Annotated in this window: 24 protein-coding genes, 1 pseudogene and 1 riboswitch; of the genes and pseudogenes, 9 read left to right on the top strand and 16 right to left on the bottom strand. The window is 35.4% G+C overall.

Going from position 1 to position 20,126, the window contains the following annotated elements:
* Positions 1 to 107: 107 nt before the first annotated feature.
* A complete protein-coding gene (locus AC0L8O_RS01730; protein ID WP_473446343.1) occupies positions 108 to 716 on the bottom strand; it encodes a DedA family protein in 609 nt (202 codons plus the stop codon).
* A 44-nt stretch (positions 717 to 760) separates the two neighbouring features.
* Positions 761 to 1,717, bottom strand: coding sequence for a magnesium/cobalt transporter CorA (corA, locus tag AC0L8O_RS01725; protein WP_473446342.1), 957 nt, complete (start codon positions 1,715 to 1,717; stop codon positions 761 to 763).
* A gap of 282 nt (positions 1,718 to 1,999) precedes the next feature.
* Between corA and AC0L8O_RS01720 the strand changes: the two genes are divergently transcribed.
* On the top strand, positions 2,000 to 2,620 hold the full coding sequence (locus AC0L8O_RS01720; RefSeq protein WP_473446341.1) for a cupin domain-containing protein: 621 nt from the start codon (positions 2,000 to 2,002) through the stop codon (positions 2,618 to 2,620).
* Positions 2,621 to 2,659: 39 nt separating this feature from the next.
* Here AC0L8O_RS01720 and AC0L8O_RS01715 read toward each other — a convergent pair whose 3' ends face one another.
* From AC0L8O_RS01715 to AC0L8O_RS01705, 3 genes are all read right to left on the bottom strand, one after another.
* Entirely contained in the window at positions 2,660 to 3,145 is a 486-nt protein-coding gene (locus tag AC0L8O_RS01715) for a nitroreductase family protein (protein ID WP_473446340.1), read from the bottom strand.
* Between the two features lie 24 nt (positions 3,146 to 3,169).
* Entirely contained in the window at positions 3,170 to 3,616 is a 447-nt protein-coding gene (locus tag AC0L8O_RS01710; RefSeq protein WP_473446339.1) for a MarR family winged helix-turn-helix transcriptional regulator, read from the bottom strand.
* Between the two features lie 92 nt (positions 3,617 to 3,708).
* Complete coding sequence (locus AC0L8O_RS01705; protein WP_264144055.1) at positions 3,709 to 3,843, bottom strand: hypothetical protein; 135 nt, start codon at positions 3,841 to 3,843, stop codon at positions 3,709 to 3,711.
* Between the two features lie 237 nt (positions 3,844 to 4,080).
* On the opposite strand from AC0L8O_RS01705, the gene AC0L8O_RS01700 reads away from it, so the two are divergent.
* Positions 4,081 to 4,836, top strand: coding sequence for a DUF2087 domain-containing protein (locus AC0L8O_RS01700; RefSeq protein WP_026559157.1), 756 nt, complete (start codon positions 4,081 to 4,083; stop codon positions 4,834 to 4,836).
* Positions 4,837 to 4,858: 22 nt separating this feature from the next.
* Entirely contained in the window at positions 4,859 to 5,209 is a 351-nt protein-coding gene (locus tag AC0L8O_RS01695; protein ID WP_473446338.1) for a GIY-YIG nuclease family protein, read from the top strand.
* 204 nt (positions 5,210 to 5,413) lie between these two features.
* On the opposite strand, the gene AC0L8O_RS01690 is transcribed toward AC0L8O_RS01695, so the two are convergent.
* From AC0L8O_RS01690 to AC0L8O_RS01680, 3 genes are all read right to left on the bottom strand, one after another.
* On the bottom strand, positions 5,414 to 5,848 hold the full coding sequence (locus AC0L8O_RS01690) for an SRPBCC family protein (protein ID WP_473446337.1): 435 nt from the start codon (positions 5,846 to 5,848) through the stop codon (positions 5,414 to 5,416).
* Between the two features lie 70 nt (positions 5,849 to 5,918).
* Complete coding sequence (locus tag AC0L8O_RS01685) at positions 5,919 to 6,425, bottom strand: DUF1648 domain-containing protein (RefSeq protein WP_473446336.1); 507 nt, start codon at positions 6,423 to 6,425, stop codon at positions 5,919 to 5,921.
* Positions 6,426 to 6,619: 194 nt separating this feature from the next.
* Positions 6,620 to 7,630 carry a DUF3231 family protein gene (locus AC0L8O_RS01680; RefSeq protein ID WP_473446335.1) on the bottom strand — a complete coding sequence of 337 codons (1,011 nt, stop codon included), beginning with the start codon at positions 7,628 to 7,630 and terminating at the stop codon, positions 6,620 to 6,622.
* Between the two features lie 151 nt (positions 7,631 to 7,781).
* Here AC0L8O_RS01680 and AC0L8O_RS01675 point away from each other — a divergent pair, with 151 nt between their 5' ends.
* Together AC0L8O_RS01675 and AC0L8O_RS01670 are read left to right on the top strand one after the other, a co-directional pair.
* On the top strand, positions 7,782 to 8,981 hold the full coding sequence (locus tag AC0L8O_RS01675; RefSeq protein WP_473446334.1) for an NAD(P)/FAD-dependent oxidoreductase: 1,200 nt from the start codon (positions 7,782 to 7,784) through the stop codon (positions 8,979 to 8,981).
* Positions 8,982 to 9,113: 132 nt separating this feature from the next.
* Positions 9,114 to 9,302, top strand: a complete 189-nt coding sequence (locus AC0L8O_RS01670) for a DUF4177 domain-containing protein (protein ID WP_026559163.1) — start codon at positions 9,114 to 9,116, stop codon at positions 9,300 to 9,302.
* A gap of 3 nt (positions 9,303 to 9,305) precedes the next feature.
* Here the strand turns inward: AC0L8O_RS01670 and AC0L8O_RS01665 are convergent, their stop codons facing one another.
* Both AC0L8O_RS01665 and AC0L8O_RS01660 read right to left on the bottom strand, forming a co-directional pair.
* Complete coding sequence (locus AC0L8O_RS01665) at positions 9,306 to 9,866, bottom strand: GNAT family N-acetyltransferase (RefSeq protein WP_473446333.1); 561 nt, start codon at positions 9,864 to 9,866, stop codon at positions 9,306 to 9,308.
* The gene (locus AC0L8O_RS01660) at positions 9,863 to 10,384 is read right to left on the bottom strand and encodes a YcxB family protein (protein WP_473446332.1); all 522 of its coding nucleotides are present in this window, start codon (positions 10,382 to 10,384) and stop codon (positions 9,863 to 9,865) included. The genes AC0L8O_RS01665 and AC0L8O_RS01660 overlap by 4 nt, the downstream gene beginning before the upstream one ends.
* Before the next feature lie 209 nt (positions 10,385 to 10,593).
* Between AC0L8O_RS01660 and AC0L8O_RS01655 the strand changes: the two genes are divergently transcribed.
* Positions 10,594 to 11,904, top strand: coding sequence for a uracil/xanthine transporter (locus AC0L8O_RS01655; protein WP_473446331.1), 1,311 nt, complete (start codon positions 10,594 to 10,596; stop codon positions 11,902 to 11,904).
* 249 nt (positions 11,905 to 12,153) lie between these two features.
* Here the strand turns inward: AC0L8O_RS01655 and AC0L8O_RS01650 are convergent, their stop codons facing one another.
* On the bottom strand, positions 12,154 to 12,804 hold the full coding sequence (locus AC0L8O_RS01650; protein WP_473446330.1) for a FusB/FusC family EF-G-binding protein: 651 nt from the start codon (positions 12,802 to 12,804) through the stop codon (positions 12,154 to 12,156).
* 144 nt (positions 12,805 to 12,948) lie between these two features.
* Positions 12,949 to 13,218 carry a CD3324 family protein gene (locus AC0L8O_RS01645; protein ID WP_226529378.1) on the bottom strand — a complete coding sequence of 90 codons (270 nt, stop codon included), beginning with the start codon at positions 13,216 to 13,218 and terminating at the stop codon, positions 12,949 to 12,951.
* A 305-nt stretch (positions 13,219 to 13,523) separates the two neighbouring features.
* Positions 13,524 to 13,623: riboswitch (purine riboswitch) on the top strand.
* 59 nt (positions 13,624 to 13,682) lie between these two features.
* Here AC0L8O_RS01645 and AC0L8O_RS01640 point away from each other — a divergent pair.
* Positions 13,683 to 14,882, top strand: a complete 1,200-nt coding sequence (locus AC0L8O_RS01640) for an MFS transporter (protein WP_473446329.1) — start codon at positions 13,683 to 13,685, stop codon at positions 14,880 to 14,882.
* Between the two features lie 312 nt (positions 14,883 to 15,194).
* On the opposite strand, the gene AC0L8O_RS01635 is transcribed toward AC0L8O_RS01640, so the two are convergent.
* On the bottom strand, positions 15,195 to 15,635 hold the full coding sequence (locus tag AC0L8O_RS01635) for a cell wall hydrolase (RefSeq protein ID WP_473446328.1): 441 nt from the start codon (positions 15,633 to 15,635) through the stop codon (positions 15,195 to 15,197).
* 608 nt (positions 15,636 to 16,243) lie between these two features.
* On the bottom strand, positions 16,244 to 16,939 hold the full coding sequence (locus AC0L8O_RS01630; protein ID WP_473446327.1) for a DUF421 domain-containing protein: 696 nt from the start codon (positions 16,937 to 16,939) through the stop codon (positions 16,244 to 16,246).
* Between the two features lie 184 nt (positions 16,940 to 17,123).
* Between AC0L8O_RS01630 and AC0L8O_RS01625 the strand changes: the two genes are divergently transcribed.
* Positions 17,124 to 17,636 carry a DUF3231 family protein gene (locus AC0L8O_RS01625; RefSeq protein ID WP_473448581.1) on the top strand — a complete coding sequence of 171 codons (513 nt, stop codon included), beginning with the start codon at positions 17,124 to 17,126 and terminating at the stop codon, positions 17,634 to 17,636.
* A gap of 109 nt (positions 17,637 to 17,745) precedes the next feature.
* Here the strand turns inward: AC0L8O_RS01625 and AC0L8O_RS01620 are convergent.
* Positions 17,746 to 19,076, bottom strand: a pseudogene (locus AC0L8O_RS01620) (CoA-disulfide reductase).
* A 132-nt stretch (positions 19,077 to 19,208) separates the two neighbouring features.
* Between AC0L8O_RS01620 and AC0L8O_RS01615 the strand changes: the two are divergent.
* Complete coding sequence (locus AC0L8O_RS01615) at positions 19,209 to 19,466, top strand: DUF4871 domain-containing protein (protein WP_473446326.1); 258 nt, start codon at positions 19,209 to 19,211, stop codon at positions 19,464 to 19,466.
* A gap of 218 nt (positions 19,467 to 19,684) precedes the next feature.
* On the opposite strand, the gene AC0L8O_RS01610 is transcribed toward AC0L8O_RS01615, so the two are convergent.
* Positions 19,685 to 20,101 (bottom strand): hypothetical protein, encoded by a 417-nt coding sequence (locus AC0L8O_RS01610; RefSeq protein WP_473446325.1) that lies wholly within the window; start codon positions 20,099 to 20,101, stop codon positions 19,685 to 19,687.
* Positions 20,102 to 20,126: the final 25 nt, after the last annotated feature.

The raw sequence follows: 20,126 nt of genomic DNA, 5'->3' as shown, positions 1-20,126 counted from the left end.
AAGTTTTTGGAGAATGTCCTAAATTTCTCATCAAAAAAAGAGTGACCAAAAAGTCCTATATTCCAGACATTTTTAGTGTCACTCCTAATTTTTTATTACCGGCAGAATCACTTCTTTTTTCTAGTTTTCATAAAGAAAATAACAAAAGCAATCGCAAGTAAAGCCAAAATGACATACACGACATCAGAGTATATATCCATTTTTTCAACAATGGCTTCCCACGAGGAACCAACCGATGCACCCAGATACACTAAGACAATATTCCAAATAAGTGTTCCAAGTGTTGTTAAAAGAAAGAATAACCCCAGCTTCATATTTGACATCCCGGCTGGAATCGAAATCAGACTGCGAATTAATGGGACAAATCGACAAAAGAAAACCGTCCAAGGTCCATACTTATCGAACCAGGCATCAGCTTTGTGGATATCTTTCTTAGTCAAACGTAGAATATGGCCCCATTTTTCTACGATTTTATCTAGTCTTTCAACATCAAGCTGCAACCCGATAAAATATAGTACACCAGCCCCTATGACAGAACCGATTGTTGAGGCAATGACAACTCCCGTTATTGATAGATTCGTCGTAGTGGTCATGAAACCGCCAAAAGTTAAAATTACTTCTGAGGGAATGGGGGGAAAAATATTTTCTAAAGCAATAAGTAGCATAATCCCTACATAACCGTAATTCTCCATAACTGACATTAACCAATTTTCCATAATTTCTCCTTATCCTTTTAACAATTTTTTCATACTTTTCCTAGTTACTTAAACCAGCCTTTGCTTTTGAACCACAATAACATTAAGATTCCTATCACTACCATTAAGCCCAATGATAAAAAGTAGCCATATTTCCATGTTAACTCAGGCATATTCTCAAAATTCATACCGTAAATTCCTGCGATAAATGTTAACGGGGCAAAGATGGAGGTAATAATTGTAAGAACCTTCATGACATTATTTGTTTGATGTGAGTTTAATGAGAGATAACTGTCCCGTATGTCGGCTGTTACTTCTCTATTTGACATAACCATTTCTGATAGCTTCAAAAGATGGTCATAAATATCAGAAAAATACTCTCTTCTTTCTTTTATCCCATGTAAGTGATGAGAATTTAACATTCGGTATAGTAAATCACGCATTGGATGCACACTGTGTCTTAAGTTTAACAGCATATGTCTTGTATCAAATAACTCATTCATTAACACAGTCATCGATTTGTTTTGTGTATTGTCTTCAATTTTGTCCAGCCGGTCTTCTATTTTATAAATAAGAGGAAAATAATTATCCACAATCTTGTCTAAAATTTGATAGAACACATAGAAGCTATCCCATTTCTCCGTATTTTTTTGCTCCAATAATCTGTCCCAGACTTGTGCTACTTCTTTCGCCGGCATACGATGAAAGGTCACAATAAATTTTTCACCTACAAAAAAGTCAATTTCTTCTTTATAGATTTCATTGTCATGTTCTCTTACTATATGGGTGACATAGAAGCTATGATCATCATAATAATCCAGCTTTGGACGCTGAAGGACTTGAATACAATCTTCAATCGCAAGCGGATGGAAACGGAATGTGTAAGCAAGATGCTTGATCTCATCATCACTAGGTTCATGAAAATCTACCCAAAACCACTTATATTGATCTAAATCCGCGTCATGTATCGAGAGATTCTTTTCTATTAGATTGTCATATGTAATCCCAACTACATTTATCATAAAAAGCACCTGCTTCATACTTTTTCAAGAAACATATCCAGTTCTTTTCCGGCAAACAACTCTTCTAAAGAAAATATTGTAACAAAAATTCACCCTCAATGAAATGGTAGGTAGGAACGGTTTCTTATTCCTGTTTAATAATAGCACAGAAACGGGGGGACAGGTACCATGTCCCAGTGCTTCGCTGGGACGAGGTACCTGTCCCCCCGTTCCACACATTCACCTACTATCAAGTTTTAACATAAATTGGGTAGAATATTAAAAATGAGGAGGAAGAATGGTATGGCCTTAAATACACAAACAGCACAATTCACCTTTGATTTAAATAAGAGTCCACTTATGAAAAAAGATAAAAACAATTACATTAACATTTTAGGTGTCCACCAATTAAACACACTTAAAAATGTTTCATTACTTGATATTTTCCTTAGTGCTAATAATGTGGTTGAACCACACTATCATCAGAATGCGGCTGAACTTGTTTATTGTATTTCCGGTGCAGCGGTTGTCTCCATATTAAATCCAAATACGAAACAAATTGAGAACTTCCCAATTACACCTGGTCAAGTAGCGAATGTCCCAAAAGCATGGTGGCATTACGAAGTAGCTACGGTCGACAACACTCACTTGCTTGCTATTTTTGATGCAGATACTCCGGAAGTTATTCTCGGTTCAGATCTATTAAAATTAACGCCTTCAAATATAATGGCTCACACATACTGTATGGATGAGTCAAAATGGAAAGAGGCAATCAAACCTGTTACACCATCCACTTTCATCGGTCCTACCAAAGATTGTAAAAAGCAACAAAATCGTTCCCATAGATCTTCACAATATCAAAATCAACAAGATTGGAACTATTCACAGCAACAGTATTATTCGTACTTTCCATACCATTATTAGGGATAAGGATTAAAAAGGACGAGATCATCTCTCGTCCTTTTATGGTAAGTATTTCATTTTCTCCTGAATTGGTTTTCTGTCTTTTGGAGCATTGATTTCCTCCGGATATCCGACACCGAGTACTCCAACTACATCATATTCTTCTGAAACACCTAGTATTTCACGGTTTTTTTGAGCGTTTCCAACCGATGACCAGAATGTTCCCGCTCCTTCTTCCCATGCAGCTAAATTAAAATTTTGAACAAAACATGCTGTAGTGATCAAGTTTTCATATGTTTCAATTTCTGTTGCACCATGCTTAGATAATATGGCAAGAACAACAGGTGCACCAAAGAAGTCTGCTTTATGATTCAACTTAACTCTTGTTTCTTCTCCAATAACTAGCACTTCCCAAGGTTCTGTCATTTTATGATTGGGTGCCATAGTACCAGCTTGAAGCCATTTGTTTAATAGCTCTTTTTCAATAGAATCAGATTTAAAGTTTTTGATCGTACGACGGGAATGAATAGTTTCAAGTATTTTCAAGAAAAAGCCCTCCTATTTGGAAAATCATTTATTTTCCTTGTGATTAAGATTGTATGTCATTTTCTTTAAGATGTTCACGAGTATTTCTTGTTCCTCTGAAGTAAGCTGATTAAACGGACCTGCCAGCAACTCTATTTGAGCATCTTTCATTTTCATAATCGTTTCTTTTCCTGTATCTGTTAAGGTCACTACCTTTGTTCTAGCGTCTTGTTGGTTCGGTTCCCGAGAAACCATACCAGCTAACTCCAGGCGATCAATCATTTGGGACATGGAACTTGAACGAACTTCCAACTGCTCTGCAAGCTGGCCAATAGAACAACTACCGTGTTTCCAAAGGAAGCGAAGAATGATCCACTGTGTCTTCGTCATCTCTGTTGTTTTATGATTACTTCTCTGATTTCGCTTCATAGATCGGCCAATCGCTTGAAAACAATCCACGAACTGTTCCAGCTGCTGGTCACGTGATTTCATCAATCTTCACCTCACAATTAAATTATATAGCGATCCTAAATATTAGTCAATGCGAGTAAAGGATCTTTATAACAATTTATACGCAGTCTTTTTCATTCTTTATTTTTTATTTCCTCCAATAATGATATTACTTTTTCATTTTGTTCTATTAAAATATCGTTTTGCCTTCTCAGCCTTGTGAAATCAAATAAGAATACGATTAAAATAATAATGATCATGATCACCATAAATAATACAGCCCCTTATTGTTTAGATTAAATCCAATTTTATATACCTGCTTATAACTATAACAAGTTCCCCTTTTTATACAACCTGCCAGTTAAAAATACTTCTTATTCATAAACAAAAGTATAAAACGTCCATCATATCGTTTGACATATTATAAACATTTTAATATTATGTTTATATAAAATACAAACATAAATTCATTTTGTTTATACGTAAACACTGAGGAGTGTATGAATATGGAAACATCTAGTCTATTTTGGGAAGCGACCCTTGAAGAGCTGAAACAGGGATACATCGAAACTAAAGACTCTTATACTTGTTTGTTATGTGAGAAAAAAATCGAAAAAGGGATTGTTTATCCTTATGAAGATAGACTTTACGAGGCAGAAAGATTTATGAGGGTCCATATTGAAAGCACTCATCACAGTGTTTTTGATTATTTAATTGGAATGGATAAAAAACTAACAGGTCTAACCGAACATCAAAAGCGTCTTTTACAGCTTTTTTATCAAGGGAAAAGTGACAAAGACATTCAAAATGAACTAAACATTGGAAGCACCTCAACAATTCGTCAGCACCGATTTGCTTTAAAAGAAAAGGAACGACAAGCGAAGACATATTTAGCAATGATGGAGTTATTAAAAGAAAAGGATGAATTTGCTCCTGCTTTTCTACCCGTCCATAAAACAGCCACAATGGTAGATGACAGGTACAATATTACTCAAGATGAACAAGAAAAAATAATAAACAAATACTTTCCGGCAGGAACACGCAAGGCCTTGAGTAAATTCCCACCAAAAGAAAAACAAAGACTTGTTGTGCTTAGAGAAATTGCCGGAGCACTAAAATCAGAACATATCTACAATGAAAAAGAGCTCAATCAGACGTTAAAAGGCTTTTATGAAGATTATGCTCTGATCAGAAGATATTTAATTGAATACGGATTTATTGACCGTAAATCAGATGGAAGTCAGTATTGGCTAAGAAAATAAGGGGAACAAGGAGGAAAACATCATGGACCGTAAAAAAGAATTGAAACATCAATATAAAGAAATACCCATTGAAGCGGGTGTTTATCAAATTAAAAATGAAAAAAATAATAAAGTCTTTATTGGTAGCACCAGAAACTTAAAAAATTTAAATGGGAAGAAATTCATGTTAGAAACAAATGGATTCGTTCCTAACCAACAACTACAAAAAGAATGGAATGAATTTGGGAAAGATGCCTTCACATTTACTATTTTAGAAAAACTAAAAAAGAAAGACGATCCTTATTTTAATGAAAAGGAGGCTTTAGCCCTTCTTGAGGAAAAATGGCTGGAACAGACTCAGCCATATGGAGAGAAAGGTTATCATAAAAAATAAATGTTATTATAGTTGCATTAGGACTTGGCGAAAAACCAAGTCCTTACGTAATAAAATGACGATCTATTAATGTGCTCCTAACCCAACCAATCATTTACATAGGCTAATATTCCAAAGGTTGCACCTATTGCAGCACCAATAAAAGCAAACATACCTGTCTTTAATTTGTCTCTAGGATTATCGATAAATTCCACACTGCCTTTTTCAATTTTCCGCTAACTTTTTAATGACGTGCTTAGAGTTTTGAGCAAATTCCATTGAAGCATCATAATACATTTGTCCATTACTAAGTAGGGAAAAGTCACCAATCTCAATTTTGAGCAGGGTCTGGTTTCCCATTTCTTCTAATTGATACCGGTAAGCCACATCACCTTCGTTCGGTTGGATTTCCCATTTTGAAACAAATAACGAAATAATGAGCTCCTTCCCTACCTCTGCTTTAATGATGGTTGTAATGGATTTCCCTCCATCAGGCAGCTCCCAAACGACCCTGCTTCCTTCAGTCATATCATCATCAGGATAATCTTCTGGTAGCTCATCCCATTGTGCAACATATTTTGGTTTCGTAAGAATTTCCCAAACTTTTGAAGGTGTTGCGTCAATCAAAATTTCATCTTTCACGATTAATTGTTTTGTCATTGTGAGTGCCTCCTATCTTCATATTTTTATAACTTTTCTTGTAAGATTATAATTTGTAAAAACAGCCTTTTTATTTAATTTTTCTTTGTTTCATAACACCTATTATAATTGGAATTCCCGTACCTAAAAGAATTAAAGGCAAAAACCATTTGCTAAAGCCACTTCCCCAGCCTAAAGCTATAGACACTGATTCATATATTATAAGAGCAAAAAGGATTAAGCAAATATTTTTCAGTTGATTTACTAGTTTTCGACTAAGTAAATAAAACTTTTCTGCGTTCAATTCATTTAATCGAGCAGGATAATTATGCACTTCTGGATATTTTTCAATTAACTGCAGGAAGACTAGCAAAAATGCCCCGATAATAGGTAAAATCAAAAGTTCCCCTTTTGATCCCCAACGATCAACTTCACCAATAGCATTATAATGTGCGGGAACTTCATCAGGAAGCATGTTCCAAACAACCATTAAAAAGATTAGTGACCCTACATACAAAACATATCCAATAACATCCCAAGTCCATTCACTTTTTGTTTTCTTTATGTGAATTTTGGGCCGTTTCCAAGAAGTTGACACAGTCCTTCCTCCCCTATTGTGTTTATTACATATACGAACTTCCTCCTCAACAAGTTTCACTGAAAACATAATAGAAAATAACTTTATTGCTTTTAACTCATTTAATGTAAAATAGCGCTAATCCCTTTCCTTGGATAGCGCAACCTTGTCACGAACTTTTTAATGAACATCATTAACTAATTTCCAATTTCCTCTTATCTCTTTGTCAAATCATTTCGATTTTCTATCATTGGAGGTTCTTCCATCCAACCGTTTTTCAACATAATTTTTCCACCTTGCTTTGCAAAATCCAGAATATCTTTCGAAAGGAGGATCATTTTCGAAGGTAAATCCGTACGTAAACTAAAAGCTCCGCCCAATGCATTACTTCCGAGTCCGAATGTGGTTAACAGGCTGGTAATATACAGCATGATTTTATCTGAAAATGGGGCAACAGTTGAATCAGTAGCTTTTCCAGCATAAGTTGCAGGAGGTTCAATAAAATCTTGGCGCAAGAATTCGCCTAGTGATGTTTCAATTTTCTTGGAAAGCTCCATACCTTTTATAAAATGATCTCTTACCTGTTGATTATTTGCTACTTGAGCAAATCCAATCATTAATTGCATTCCAGTTAGGTTTGTCTCTATCGCATGATGAATAAGGGAAATTTCTATTGTATTTAACGATCTTTCATTAGTAAACCAATTTATTCCTGTCATATATTTTTTGTCATTTACATACTTCACTTCTTTTGGCATGGAAACATAAGGAGGCCGTGAAAGAACTCCAGCTTCTAAAAGGCTCTGTGTTGTTTGGTCATATGTTTCCTGTGCTTCAACGGTTAATCTTTTATAAAATTGTCTAATATCTTGACGATAAGACATCGTTGAATAAAGGGCATAAAGACTTGTTTCTATCTTGGCCATCATATGTAAATACATGAGGTCATACATAAAATTAAAAAGTTTTGGAACACCTTTATTCACATCTTCATCAGTAAAGCCATCTGGAATGACTGCGCCTTCCTCTTGAAAAATGGATGTGACAACCTCAACACTTTTGCCTGCACGTTCATAATGTTGTTGTAAAAGATTCTTAGTTTCCTCATTATCGGCGTGTTCAAGAAAGTATTCCAGAAATCTCATAATCATTGTTTTTTCTTGATATGTCATCCACAAGTTTCCTAATTCTGAAGATGTAATTGGTACTCGAGCTGAACTAGTCACCCAAAAAGCCCCCTGTCCCTATTTTTCTTTTAACTTTCCCAAATTAATGAAATTTATTAACTTATATTGCATGTTGGAAAAGGAAATTATTAATGTTCTTTTCTATGTAAAATCGGGTATTAGTCATTTATATCTGCGAGGAGGCATGAAAATGGAATTACATAATGGAAAATTATATTGGCCGGAGACGTTTCATAACATATCAAATTATCCAAAACTCAATGACGTGATTACTTGTGATGTTTTGATTGTGGGCGGAGGAATGTCAGGTGCTTTGTGCTCCCATACTTTATCAAAACTTCCTATCAAGACTGTATTAGTTGAAAAGGAAACCGTCGGTAGTGGAAGTTCAGCTGCTAACACTGGTTTACTGCAATATGCAAATGACAAAATGCTCCATGAATTCATTGAAAAACTAGGGGAAGAAAAGGCAGTTCGCTTTTATAAACTTTGTTTGAAAGCAGTAGACGAACTACAGAAAATAGCAAATGAACTCGCTGAGCCTGTTGATTTTGTACGCAGAGATAGCCTGTATTATGCTAGTTCTGAAGAAGATATCCCAAAGCTCCAAGAAGAATTTGATGCTCTCAAGAAGCATCAATTTGCCGTTGACTTTTTAGATAAAAATGAAATTAAAAAAGTCTACTCTTTTGAAAAACCCGCTGCTTTATTAACCAAAGGTGATGCAGAAGTAAACCCATTAAAATTTATTCACAGCATGTTAAAAAATGCCCATCAAAAAGGTGTTGAAATCTATGAGCAGACAGACTTAGAGGAAGCCGGATCAGATGAGGAATTTATGTATTTTCAATCAGAGAATGGAAAAATAGCTGCAAAAAAAGTCATTTATTCTACCGGCTATGAATCCATTCCGTTTGCTAAAAAATTAGGCGGGAAAGTAAACCGTACATATGCGATTGCTACAACACCCCTAGCTTCCTTTCCAAATTGGATGGAAAACTGCTTAATATGGGAAACAAAACGCCCTTATTTTTATATGCGGACAACAAAGGACGGTAGAATTATTGCAGGGGGACTAGATGAAAACAAGAATGAAGTTCCATCTAGTACCTACACAATAGAAAGATATGGTGAATTACTGCTTCAAAAAATAAAAGAGCACTTTCCTGAATATCAAATTGATGTTGCTTATTCATGGGGAGCCACATTTGGTGAGTCAGTTGATGGATTGCCGTTTATAGGGCAGCTTCCGGAAAACAAGAAGGTTTTTTACTGTCTTGGGTATGGAGGAAATGGGACGGTTTATAGCATGATCGGAGCCCAAATAATAAAAGACTTAATTTTATATCAATCAAATCCCGATGCGGAGATCGTGCGCCTTGACCGTTAAATCCAGAGACCAGGAAAGTACTGTATGTTGATCACATCAATAGTAAACCTTATTCCATTACTGATTAGCTGAAACTTCCATTGTTCTCATCCGTATATTAATATATAGACTAATATATCGGAGGTCTTCATTATGTACGAGTATAAATTTGTAAAAGTTGATCTTAGTAACTGGAATAGAAAGCCGAAAGAAGATTATCAAGATATCATCCGCAGCCACGCAGAAGATGGATGGAGGTTTGTTCAAATATTCGCTCCCGCTACGGCTGGATATGGTTCTGCTTCTTATTTTGAAATTATTTTCGAAAAATCCCTTAGTTAGGTTCTAAATATTTGTTTCAGGCATAGTAAATCTACCCATTAAAACTGTATGATAATAGTTCCCATCAGAGAGAATTTTGTCATTTTTTAAAATCCCCTCCACCGTGAACCCATATTTTTCATACAGTTTTATCGCCTTTTGATTGGTTTCGAGAACACTTAAATTTATTTTTTTAATACCGTTGGAATCAGCCCAGAAAATTGATTCTTTTAATAGATTTTGTCCGATACCATAGCCCCAGTAATCCTTTAATACACAGACACCAAATTCTACTTTATGTGAAGTTCTTTTTAATTTATTTCCCTCACATCTTGAGAACCCGACTATCTCTCCATTTATTTCTGCAATTAAAAAGAGATTTCTTTCAGATGCTGTATCCTCTTCAATGATTTGTATAAATCCAACTTCATCTATAAATGCCTCGCCTTTTTCTCTGTCCATATTTTCTGTTTCTCCATCAATCTTCACACGTACCTCAGACAGGCTTTTAGCATCTTTTTCTCCTGCAGATCTTATAATGTATTTGACATCAAGTCTAGAAAACTCTTTATCTTTTATTTTCATTCCGACACCTCTACTAGCTTTGATTTAACATACTTTCTAAACTCCTGTTCATCAGATAGTGCTTGTTTTGGTATAATATAGGAACTAACTGAGCTATTGTATAAATAAAAGTAATCATTATCCTCTTTAAACACTTCAATCCCTGACCACTTTACTTTTGTTTCGCCTTTTTGATTCAGATCTGATATGCCCTCTTCTGTTAGCATCATCGTATGTTCACCTAAAAGACCATTATTTTTACCTTCTTTTATCATTTTCTTGGATTGTCTGATGATTGTGTTATAAAAGTATTTTGGATAAAAAATGAGCCAAAGAATGGCCAGAATAAACATTGGGATGAACATGAATAAAAAGGGAGTTTCTGTAATATAGGAAAACAGAAAAGCAATGACGACAAACATAACCGGACTCAGAACCCTTTGAATCATAAGTGCTTTTCGACCTGTATTGGAATTTTTTATATGAAATAGATTAAAGTGTAAATAATCTTCTTCTGTTAAATGGTAGTTAATTTGCATATTTAACCTCCAGTAGGTAATTTATCGTATTCCCATTTCACATGTAAATCTTGTATCATTTGTACTCTTTTTACTATACCATAATCATCCAAGGGATTTTATCTTTCTTCCAATAACAGAACCTTTCCCTTTTCACTCATTAGAGGTAAAATAATATTGTTTTGTTGAAATAATTTAAAATCCAGGGTGAAAAGAAGGACGGGTATGAAATGAAAAACCTATCACCATCTGCAACAATCTTTGCATCCTTGCAATGGTTGTTTTTTATCTTTGCCAATACGATTGTTGTACCTATTTCGATCGGGACAGCATTTGATCTGCCTTATAGTGAAATCTCTATGATTCTTCGAAGCTCTCTTGTTTTCACAGGTATTGCTTGTTTATTACAAGGATTGATCGGACACCGATATCCACTAATGGAAGGTCACTCCGGTATTATGTGGGGCTTGATGCTTAATTTATGTGTGATTGCCTCTTCCACTGGAACAAGTCTTCAAACGATCGGTGGCGGGATCGCAAGTGGTTTGCTGCTTGCCGGTATTGTTGTCCTGATTTTAGGCTCATTAAAACTTATTTCTTATATTCAAAAAGTGTTTACACCAATGGTCATGAGTGTCTACTTGTTTTTATTAACCTTTCAATTAATTCTCATTTTCTTCAAAGGAATGCTAAAATTTACTCCTGACGGAAAATTGGATATTCCAGTCAGTCTATTTTCACTTGGTGTTGTTTTACTAGTATGTTTAATTAAAATCAAAGGCAAGGCCGTTATTAGTAATTTTGCTATATTGATCGGGATTGTTGTTGGCTGGATTTTTTATATGATTTTATTTCCAGCGGAGCAAAGCACGATCTCACAAACAACCGGCCTCGGGTTACACCTTTTTCCACTGGGCACACCAAATTTGAATATTGGGATTATCGCCATCACATTTTTGGCAAGCTTTATCAATTTAAGTAATACAATTGCATCAGTGTCAACGGCCTCAACCATGTTTAATGATACGTTTTCACAAAGTCGTTTGGATCGATCCTATTTACTTAATGGCGCATATTCAATTGTATCAGCATTATTTGGTTTAGTTCCCTATGCCCCATTTGCCTCTTCGATTGGGTTTTTAGAAAGCACCCGAATCTTTCAACTTCGCCCATATTTGATTGGCGGAGCATTAATGGTTTTATTAGGGAGTGTTCCATTCTTAGGAGGTTTGCTGGCTACATTACCCGTTACAGTAGGTAATGCCGTTCTGTTTGTCGCTTATTTTCAATTGTTCGGAACTTCATTAAGAAGCATTCATAATCAAACATTCAACTCGATTACGATTCACCGCCTTGCTATTCCTGTTTTAGTTGGGGTTTGCATAATGAATATGGACGCTGACACTTTCAATACATTACCAAGCTTAATCCAACCATTAGTTTCTAATGGATTTATCATGGGCGTAATATTGTCTATTCTTTTAGAAATGTTTGTGAAATGGGAAAACGGAAAGGTGCAAATGAATGAGGTAGAGGTTTAAATATAAAAGCAGGTACATTCTTGTACCTGCTCAGACTGTTGACAAACGCTCGCTTTCTTCGTTACTCACCTTGCTGCGGTGCTCATTACCAACACCGGTAACTCCGCTCCTCACAAGGCTTCGAGCTTTGATACGCAAGCGTTAGCAATCAGTCTGAAAGGCTAGCAAATTTTACTTTGTCTACAAACTGAGGAGGTACATTCTGGTACCTGCTTTTACTGTATAGTCGCTTCAACAGATGTGAGGCGTTCACTTAGCTAACGCTTCTCTTAATACAGTGGTTAAATATTCAGCATTCGTTATTTTTTTATTACATTCATTACTATCCGTACAAATCAGATTGCCGATGGACTTATAATAATCGGGATTTTTAGATTTTTTGGCTTTTGTTTTGGTAGAAAAATAGGTTACCTCACCTATAGATTGACAAATCGAACAATAATTAGCTTTACTTGTCGGAGTAACTTTACATTCAATACCAACCATTTTCCCATCCAGCTCATAAACAATAAATTTTTTATTTAATCCAAGATCGGTCCAGCTCAAATAAGTCAGTTTGCTATGATCGATTGTTGATAAATCGGGCAACTTTAATTTCTTATTCTTGGGAAACATCTTTTTCAATTGCTGTTCAGTGATTTCCGGAAAAGGTATCACAAAGCCCGATAGATGTTGGATATACTGCTCATATTCAACGTCAGTTCTTAAGGTGGATATATCCAGCATTTCAAGTTGTTCTTCTGTTGCATGTGGCATATTGTCTATAATTTTAGCATTAGCTAAGTCAATTTCAGCTAGCAAAACACTATTGGGTACATTTCTTTTGGAAATATCCTTTATCAATGCAATCTGTTTTTTTATAAAGTTCAATTGCTCATTTTTTATAAACTTTTCGTTCATCACGTAACACTCCTGTTCATTCGCTGACGTCTTTTTATCATTATTTTAAAGAATATAGTCAGCTTATAAAATGGAGAAAACGACTTAGTACCGTTTTATACCTAAAAAGCACTGATGAACATGAATTCTCACCAGTGCTTTTTTCTACCTTTTATGTGAATAGACAATTTTCTTGATCGTTTCGGTTGAAAGGTAATATTCATTCGCTAGTTGCTCAATACTCTTCCCACCAGCAAAGGAATTTTTTATGGCGGCATTACGACGATCAAGCATTTGTCTCCCGCCACTTAAGCTTCCCCATTTTCGATGCTCTGTTTCCTGCTTAGGAATATAAAGGGTTTCCCCTTGGATATATTTTTGGATCTCCACGATCAGTTTCTCTGGTAACACTTTGGTAGCATTAATATATTTCACTTTAGCCCGCTCCCTTATTTTAGTTTTCTTTCAAATAAGGTGCAAAGCCAAGTTATTAGAAAAGCTTGTTCAGCGATAAAAATAAATATTTCACCCCATGCAAAGTATCGCCTTTCCAATAATAGGCTTTGCATGAGTGGAAGAAGTTCCGGACAATCTTTCGTGATTCTCCATCTAGTAGCACCCCCTTTATAAGCAAATTATACCGGAATTTCATATTGGATATCAAAAGCATCAGAAAATTTTAATGTAAAATTAGCCCTTGAAAAATCACTTAAAATCTAGTAAACTCTTCAAAGTATGATCGAAATTAAATAATTGATACCTGTATAACCTCTGGAATATGGCTGGAGGGTCTCTACCAGGAACCTTAAAATCCTGATTACAGAAAATGAAAAATTCGTTTTCTGTAATCAGGATTTTTTTATTTCTGAAAAACAAATAGCAGAAGGGATGAAAAAATAATGAACATAAAAGTTTTTATTCTTGCCTTATCAACCATCGCAGTTGGACTCGTTGAATTAATCGTAGGAGGAATACTGCCTACGATTGCAAATGATTTTAGTATCTCATTAAGTACTGCTGGTCAACTTATATCTGTTTTTGCTCTTATCTATGCGGTTGCCGGACCTGTATTGCTTGTCTTAACCAGTAAAATGGAGCGGAAAAAATTATATATAGCATCTTTGTTTGTTTTCTTTTTTGGGAATATCATGACCTATTTTAGTCCTAATTTTACTTTTATGATGATTGCTAGAGTACTGACCGCCATGAGTACAGCACTTATTGTCGTTCTGTCGTTAACTATTGCTGCCAAGATTGTGGCTCCATCACATCGGGCAAAAGCTTTGGGACTCATCTATATGGGAATTAGTTCATCATTAGTAATGGGTGTGCCGCTTGGAATCCTTATTTCCAATACATTTGGCTGGCGTGTCATTTTCCTTGGGATTGCCCTATTATCCATTGGCTCCATCATCCTAATCTCCATTTTTCTAGAGCGTATTCCCGGAGAAAATGCGGTTCCCCTTTCACAGCAAATTAAAGCCGTTGCCAGCACGAAAATAGGCAGCGCCCACCTTGCAACAATGTTTATGCTAGCAGGACATTATACAATTTATGCCTATTTCACTCCATTTTTAGAATCGGAACTTCATCTCAATTCTAGTCTAATCAGTATTTGTTATTTACTATTTGGGATTGCTGCCGTAAGTGGAGGTGCATTTGGGGGAATTCTTTCGGATTCAATTGGTGCTCATAAAAGCATCATCGTTGTGATTAGTTCGTTTGCTTTCATTTTATTCTTACTTCCATTTACGACTTTTTCACTGATCATATTTATCCCAATCATGATGATCTGGGCAGCATTAAGCTGGAGTTTGGCACCACCTCAACAAAGCTATTTAATTCAAACAGATCCTGCTACATCCGACATTCAGCAAAGCTTTAATAATTCCGCCTTACAAATAGGTATTGCAGTCGGATCCGCATTTGGCGGTTTTGTATTAAGTGAAACCGGATCAGTTTCCAACACTGCATGGTTCGGAGGAGTCATCGTCATCATCTCATTGCTATGTGCCGTATATTCTATAACAAGAAAAACAAGTGTACGAGATAATGCGATTTCACTTTCAAAAAGAGATCATTCACATACTCAGGTTTAAAGGATAGATTTTGAGATTGGAATGTTCTTTCAGGTTGACGGTGAAAGACTTTCGTCATGCCATTCAAGAAGAAAATGTCTTTCATGTTAGTGATGAAAGACATTTTTGGCAAGATCTAAATTTCAATTGTCCGTCATCTACCTAACCAATGAAACAAACCGCCCATTGTGAGGTCTCATATGATTATAGATTAGAAAAACTAAGGATTGTCGCCGAGTCCTAATGGCGAAAGCCTTAGTTTTTCTTATACGATCATCCATAAAATTCATATGCTTTCTGGTAGTACAAAAAAGCTTACCCGCATGAGTAAGCTTAACCACTATAAACACCCTCACAAGTTCCAGCCTTCGGTTCATAGTAACAATGATTTTTAAATTGACCGGCAAAAGGTTGATCATACCATGTTGGAGGGCATGGTGCATATGGATTAAAATACCAAAGGGCATACTTACCTGGGTGTTCTCTCCAAAAGTCCAGATTCTGTTTTGCTAACCTTCTTTCAGATTCTCGGGATCTTTGATAAAACATATTACCTTTTTGAACAGCTTCAAAGGAATAATTTCCCCCTTGTACTTGATAAATGACTTGTGAAACTGTTCTCAGCCCTTCAAAGTCTGAACAGTTGGCTACTAAACGATTGACAATAACATTTCCAACATATAACATGCCTTGTTTTCCTTCACCTTCAGCTTCTGCCCTCATCATTCTAGCCATTAAATCAACGTCTGAACTTCGGTAACTTGCTCTTGCCATTTTAATCACCCCAAAAATATAGTATGAAAAAAAATGGGTGTTGATACCATAGTTATTAATTATGCAGACTTGAATATCTCAATAACTTATTTTTTATGAAAATTTCTCGGATTTCAATTTCCAAGGTTTTAATAGTGATTTAAAAGGGAAGTCTAACAGAATCTCCAATTTTTATTTTCAGTTATTTCACAATTCCTCCATTTCTGAATACTATACTTTGCCCAATTAAATTATACGGAGGAATTAACTTGAGAATTGAGAAAAAAGTTACGTATTATGGTTATGATCTGTTAATTAATTCTGTATTATATAAGCGGTGTATACATTGTAATGAATGGTATGAATTTAAACACGAGTTGGGCTATTGCCCTGACTGTATTTTTTCCTATGAAACACAATTGAAAAAATCGAAGGAAACGGAAATAAACGTTTGTAATCCTTTACAATAGGGTGAATAGTATAGATGTTCTGACTTTTTGTCCTGACTTTTGTTACTAACCGTTTTGGGCCTTTAAAGAGTGGAGATTTGATCTATCATTCTTATACTTAACGAGAATCTTTTTAAATGGTTTAACCCTGCAATGAGTCAATACAAATAACTCATAATCCTAGTTGTAACTCCCTCTTTTCCTATCTATATAGAGTGAGCCATCTTCTTGAACTTCAGCGTAAAAAACGTCCTTTATCGACTTAATTCCATTTTCCGCTAATTTTGTATTAAGCCAGTTTTCATCCAAATTGTATTCATTTAAATTTCCTTTAATAACGTTACCATCAGTAATGACACTCACTGGAAGTGGGATCATTTTATTAGGTATCGGCATATTGAAATCCTTTTTCGTTGGAAATTGACTTTCTGCCTGCTTCACTACTGACAACTCTCCATTAACTTCAAGTATTGCATATCGAACATCTGACATAGAGAAAATATTTTTTTGTCTTAGCAAAGAATTTAAAGAATCTATATCAAGTTTTGTCTTTCTCATAACATCTTCCATCATTTTTCCGTTCTTTATGACAATCTTTGGTTCTCCCTCAAGAACAACCCTGGCTTTTTTGGAATTTAAAACGATAAGGTCTGATAATAGCGTAATCGATCCCCAAAGGATAAGGGCCAATACTCCGTTACCCACACTAAGCTGTTTATTTACTGCAAGATTTGCTCCAATTGATCCTATAGCAATAGCAGATACAAAATTAAAAAAGGTCATTTGACTTATTTCTTTCCGGCCCATAATTCTTACCATTATGAACATGATTAGAAACGTTAGCAATACTCTAATGATTAATTCAATTCCTGGCATTGTCTTTACCCCACAATTCATTCTTATTGCATAATATTGTTACTATTTACAGTTTTATTTTTGTCATACATAGAAAATGAATAGATACGTATAACCAGCACATACTATTTTTTGTCTAGCAAGACATCAACCTTACTTAGGAGAATTTTTAATGGATTTTAAGAAAACAATAGGGAGTGTTTTTATGGGAATTTTAAGTGGTAATCCTCAAAACGAACCATTACACTATGGAGAAGTTTTTGGTGCTTGGTCTTTTCTGTTAGCTTCAAAGGGCATGGTAGCAGGATACCAGACTAAACTGAATCATGCAGGCGATGAGGATCTTCGCAAACTATTAGTCGAAGCCATAGAACAATGTCAACAAGAAATAAAACAAATTGAAAATCTACTAAAGGAAAATGGGGTCGGGCTACCTCCTACACCACCAGAACGCCCCAATGCTCGATTAGAAGATATTCCAGTAGGAGCAAAGTTTATGGATCAAGAAATCGCTGCTACTTTATCTGCTAATATTGCCGCCGGATTGGTTTCATGTAGTCAAATGATTGGCCAATCCATTAGAGAAGACATTGCTATGATGTTTGGACAACTACATACACAAAAGGCAACTCTTGGTGGCAAGGTCCTTCGACTCAACAAAGAAAAAGGATGGCTAGTGCCACCTCCCCTGCATTTAAATAAAGTAGATGATTGTTAAAAAGGATATAAATCAAATGGCCTTAGCTGTTTTTAACTAGCTAAGGCTTTTTGGTTTTATTTTAAAAGATATAAAACATATAATGTTTGTTATATAAATTAGTTAACTTTTATTTCACTCTTCTAGCCGCTTGCTGAATAGGATCCCATACACCATTATACGGCGGAGCATACGCAAGATCTAGATCAAGCAGTTCATCGGTTGTCATCGAATGGAATATCGCAGTTGCCAGTACGTCTATTCGTTTATCGACCCCATTTTCCCCAATAATTTGCCCGCCGAGAACTTTATATGTTTCTTTATGATAGACAAGCTTCAAGTTCATCTTTTTATCATCAGGATAGTATCCAGCGATATCCTTTGATGTAATGCTTATCGCGCTACATGGAATATGCAGCATGTTTGCCTCTGTTTCAGATATCCCTGTTCTTCCTAAAGTTAATCCGAAGAATTTTATGATTGACGTGCCTACTACACCTTTAAATGTTTTAGGTATATTGACGATGTTCAACCCTGCTATTTGCCCTTGTTTATTCGCATGTGTTCCTAATGGAATATGATCATTTTTTTCTTTTACCCGATGATATTGTGTTGCACAATCTCCTGCAGCATAAATATCTTCAATATTTGTCTGCATATAAGCATTTACTTGAATTGCTCCATTAATACTTGTTTGAATGCCAGTTCCTTCCAAAAATGCCGTATTAGGTTTCACACCCACAGCAACTAACACTAAATCTGTTTCATACATTTCTTTATCGGTTTTTACAAATTCAACATGTTCATTACCGCCGAACGCTTCGACCGATTCACCCAGTTTTAACTCAATATTTTGCTTCACTGCTTCTTCATGAATAAGTTCTGCCATTTCATTATCAAATATTTTAGCTAATTGTTCATTCCGTTCAATGATTGTTACCTTTTTCCCGAGCTCTGCAAAGCTTTCAGCCATTTCAAGGCCGATGTAGCCTCCGCCAATCACCGTTACATTCTTAATATCCTTCTTAAGATAATTCATAATGGCCTTTGCATCAGGAATTGTTTTTAAAGTGAAAACCCCTGGAAGTTTACTACCTTCCCAATTTGGGACAATAGTGCTGACACCAGTTGCAATAAGAAGACGGTCATATGGTAAACCAAATGTCTCACCACTTCTGTGATTGAACCCCTTTACCAATTTATTTTCAACATCTACCGATTCTACTTCATGAAAAACTCGGGCATCAATGCCGTATTTTTCTTTAAACGTAGACTGTGTCCTGGCGATTAACTTATCTGTTGACTCAACCTTTCCGCTAATGACATAAGGCAGGCCACATTGCCCGTACGAATACACTCCCCCTTTTCTAAAACCGTAATCTTAATTTCGGAGCTGTTTCGTACAATCTGCATGGCTGCGCTCATGCCCGCAGCATCCCCGCCAATAATCACTACTTTCATCGTCATCCCTCCTTTCTTTATTTTCCATATATAATGGATTTTTAAACATCATTTACTCTAGTAAATATGTCTCCCTTCTAAGAATTCGAGAAAAAACGCGATATGACGCCATTTTTCCCATTGTGGTGTTATATGTGGCATTTTTTCGGGGAAATATTCCATCTAGAAAATACAGTTATAGCTGTAAAACATAATAGTAATGAAGTAAGTAAGGCTTTGTTAATACCTGATTCAGAAAAACAAGTTTGGTCGCAAGGATCAGTTCCAACATCGTATCAAAATCATTCAGAGGTCCCAGCAGCAATGTTATTACCATCAAAAGGGTTATGGGCCTTAAATGCCTATGTTGATGATAATCTATTTGGACAAATTGTCGTAAACGTAAAGTAATTCATAAAATCTCACTTTTTTATGTAGCTGCCAGGCTTCTTTAGAAGTCAAAAACGTTGATAAATCAACGATGTATAAAATCATGCATAATCGATAAAGAACAAACAAGAGCCAAACCCTTGATATATAAGGATTTGGCTCTTTGGATTACATCGTATAGTTGGAATTATGTTAACTAGATTTGTATAGATTATTCAATCCTAAATACATTTAATGTTTTATTTATCTTTTTTTGGAGTCAAAATAATATTCTCTTCTGACTGACTATTCCACTCAATTGAAAAAGTTATTTTATCATTATCCGTAATTGTTACTTCTCTAAGTGGTTCCTTCTTAACTATTTTACCTTCAGTTAAGGATTCTTCACCACCTGTACTAAACCCATTACCGTTAAGAATCCACTTCACTCTTTCTGGAGCTTCTTCTTCATTAAGGTAGGATATCTCTGTGGTAAGAGAATATGTTTTATCACCTGTTTCAAGAATTTTTGCTGATACACTCCAATTTTCGGAATTACCTTCAAAATAATACTCTTCACTAATATAATCACTTTTGTAAATGGTGGTGACCACAATATAAATTGCAACTGCTACAATAATAGAAATTATCAAATAAACCAGAGATGATTTTTTCATAAATTCTCCCTTAATTTTATTTTAT

It is taken from the genome of Metabacillus sp. KJ11-3, from assembly GCF_055808295.1.
This window is presented reverse-complemented; position numbering and strand designations above follow the sequence as displayed.

What these genes read in the sequence shown, in the direction of transcription:
- AC0L8O_RS01720 (WP_473446341.1), top strand. Translation starts at nt 2,000, where the DNA reads ATGGCCTTAAATACACAAACAGCACAATTCACCTTTGATTTAAATAAG.
- AC0L8O_RS01625 (WP_473448581.1), top strand. Translation starts at nt 17,124, where the DNA reads ATGGGAATTTTAAGTGGTAATCCTCAAAACGAACCATTACACTATGGA.
- AC0L8O_RS01705 (WP_264144055.1), bottom strand. Translation starts at nt 3,843, where the DNA reads ATGGTGATCATGATCATTATTATTTTAATCGTATTCTTATTTGATTTC.
- AC0L8O_RS01670 (WP_026559163.1), top strand. Translation starts at nt 9,114, where the DNA reads ATGTACGAGTATAAATTTGTAAAAGTTGATCTTAGTAACTGGAATAGA.
- AC0L8O_RS01630 (WP_473446327.1), bottom strand. Translation starts at nt 16,939, where the DNA reads ATGCCAGGAATTGAATTAATCATTAGAGTATTGCTAACGTTTCTAATC.
- AC0L8O_RS01610 (WP_473446325.1), bottom strand. Translation starts at nt 20,101, where the DNA reads ATGAAAAAATCATCTCTGGTTTATTTGATAATTTCTATTATTGTAGCA.
- AC0L8O_RS01700 (WP_026559157.1), top strand. Translation starts at nt 4,081, where the DNA reads ATGGAAACATCTAGTCTATTTTGGGAAGCGACCCTTGAAGAGCTGAAA.
- AC0L8O_RS01690 (WP_473446337.1), bottom strand. Translation starts at nt 5,848, where the DNA reads ATGACAAAACAATTAATCGTGAAAGATGAAATTTTGATTGACGCAACA.
- AC0L8O_RS01615 (WP_473446326.1), top strand. Translation starts at nt 19,209, where the DNA reads ATGTGGCATTTTTTCGGGGAAATATTCCATCTAGAAAATACAGTTATA.
- AC0L8O_RS01675 (WP_473446334.1), top strand. Translation starts at nt 7,782, where the DNA reads ATGGAATTACATAATGGAAAATTATATTGGCCGGAGACGTTTCATAAC.
- AC0L8O_RS01695 (WP_473446338.1), top strand. Translation starts at nt 4,859, where the DNA reads ATGGACCGTAAAAAAGAATTGAAACATCAATATAAAGAAATACCCATT.
- AC0L8O_RS01650 (WP_473446330.1), bottom strand. Translation starts at nt 12,804, where the DNA reads ATGAACGAAAAGTTTATAAAAAATGAGCAATTGAACTTTATAAAAAAA.
- corA (WP_473446342.1), bottom strand. Translation starts at nt 1,717, where the DNA reads ATGATAAATGTAGTTGGGATTACATATGACAATCTAATAGAAAAGAAT.
- AC0L8O_RS01660 (WP_473446332.1), bottom strand. Translation starts at nt 10,384, where the DNA reads ATGCAAATTAACTACCATTTAACAGAAGAAGATTATTTACACTTTAAT.
- AC0L8O_RS01665 (WP_473446333.1), bottom strand. Translation starts at nt 9,866, where the DNA reads ATGAAAATAAAAGATAAAGAGTTTTCTAGACTTGATGTCAAATACATT.
- AC0L8O_RS01640 (WP_473446329.1), top strand. Translation starts at nt 13,683, where the DNA reads ATGAACATAAAAGTTTTTATTCTTGCCTTATCAACCATCGCAGTTGGA.
- AC0L8O_RS01710 (WP_473446339.1), bottom strand. Translation starts at nt 3,616, where the DNA reads ATGAAATCACGTGACCAGCAGCTGGAACAGTTCGTGGATTGTTTTCAA.
- AC0L8O_RS01730 (WP_473446343.1), bottom strand. Translation starts at nt 716, where the DNA reads ATGGAAAATTGGTTAATGTCAGTTATGGAGAATTACGGTTATGTAGGG.
- AC0L8O_RS01635 (WP_473446328.1), bottom strand. Translation starts at nt 15,635, where the DNA reads ATGGCAAGAGCAAGTTACCGAAGTTCAGACGTTGATTTAATGGCTAGA.
- AC0L8O_RS01655 (WP_473446331.1), top strand. Translation starts at nt 10,594, where the DNA reads ATGAAAAACCTATCACCATCTGCAACAATCTTTGCATCCTTGCAATGG.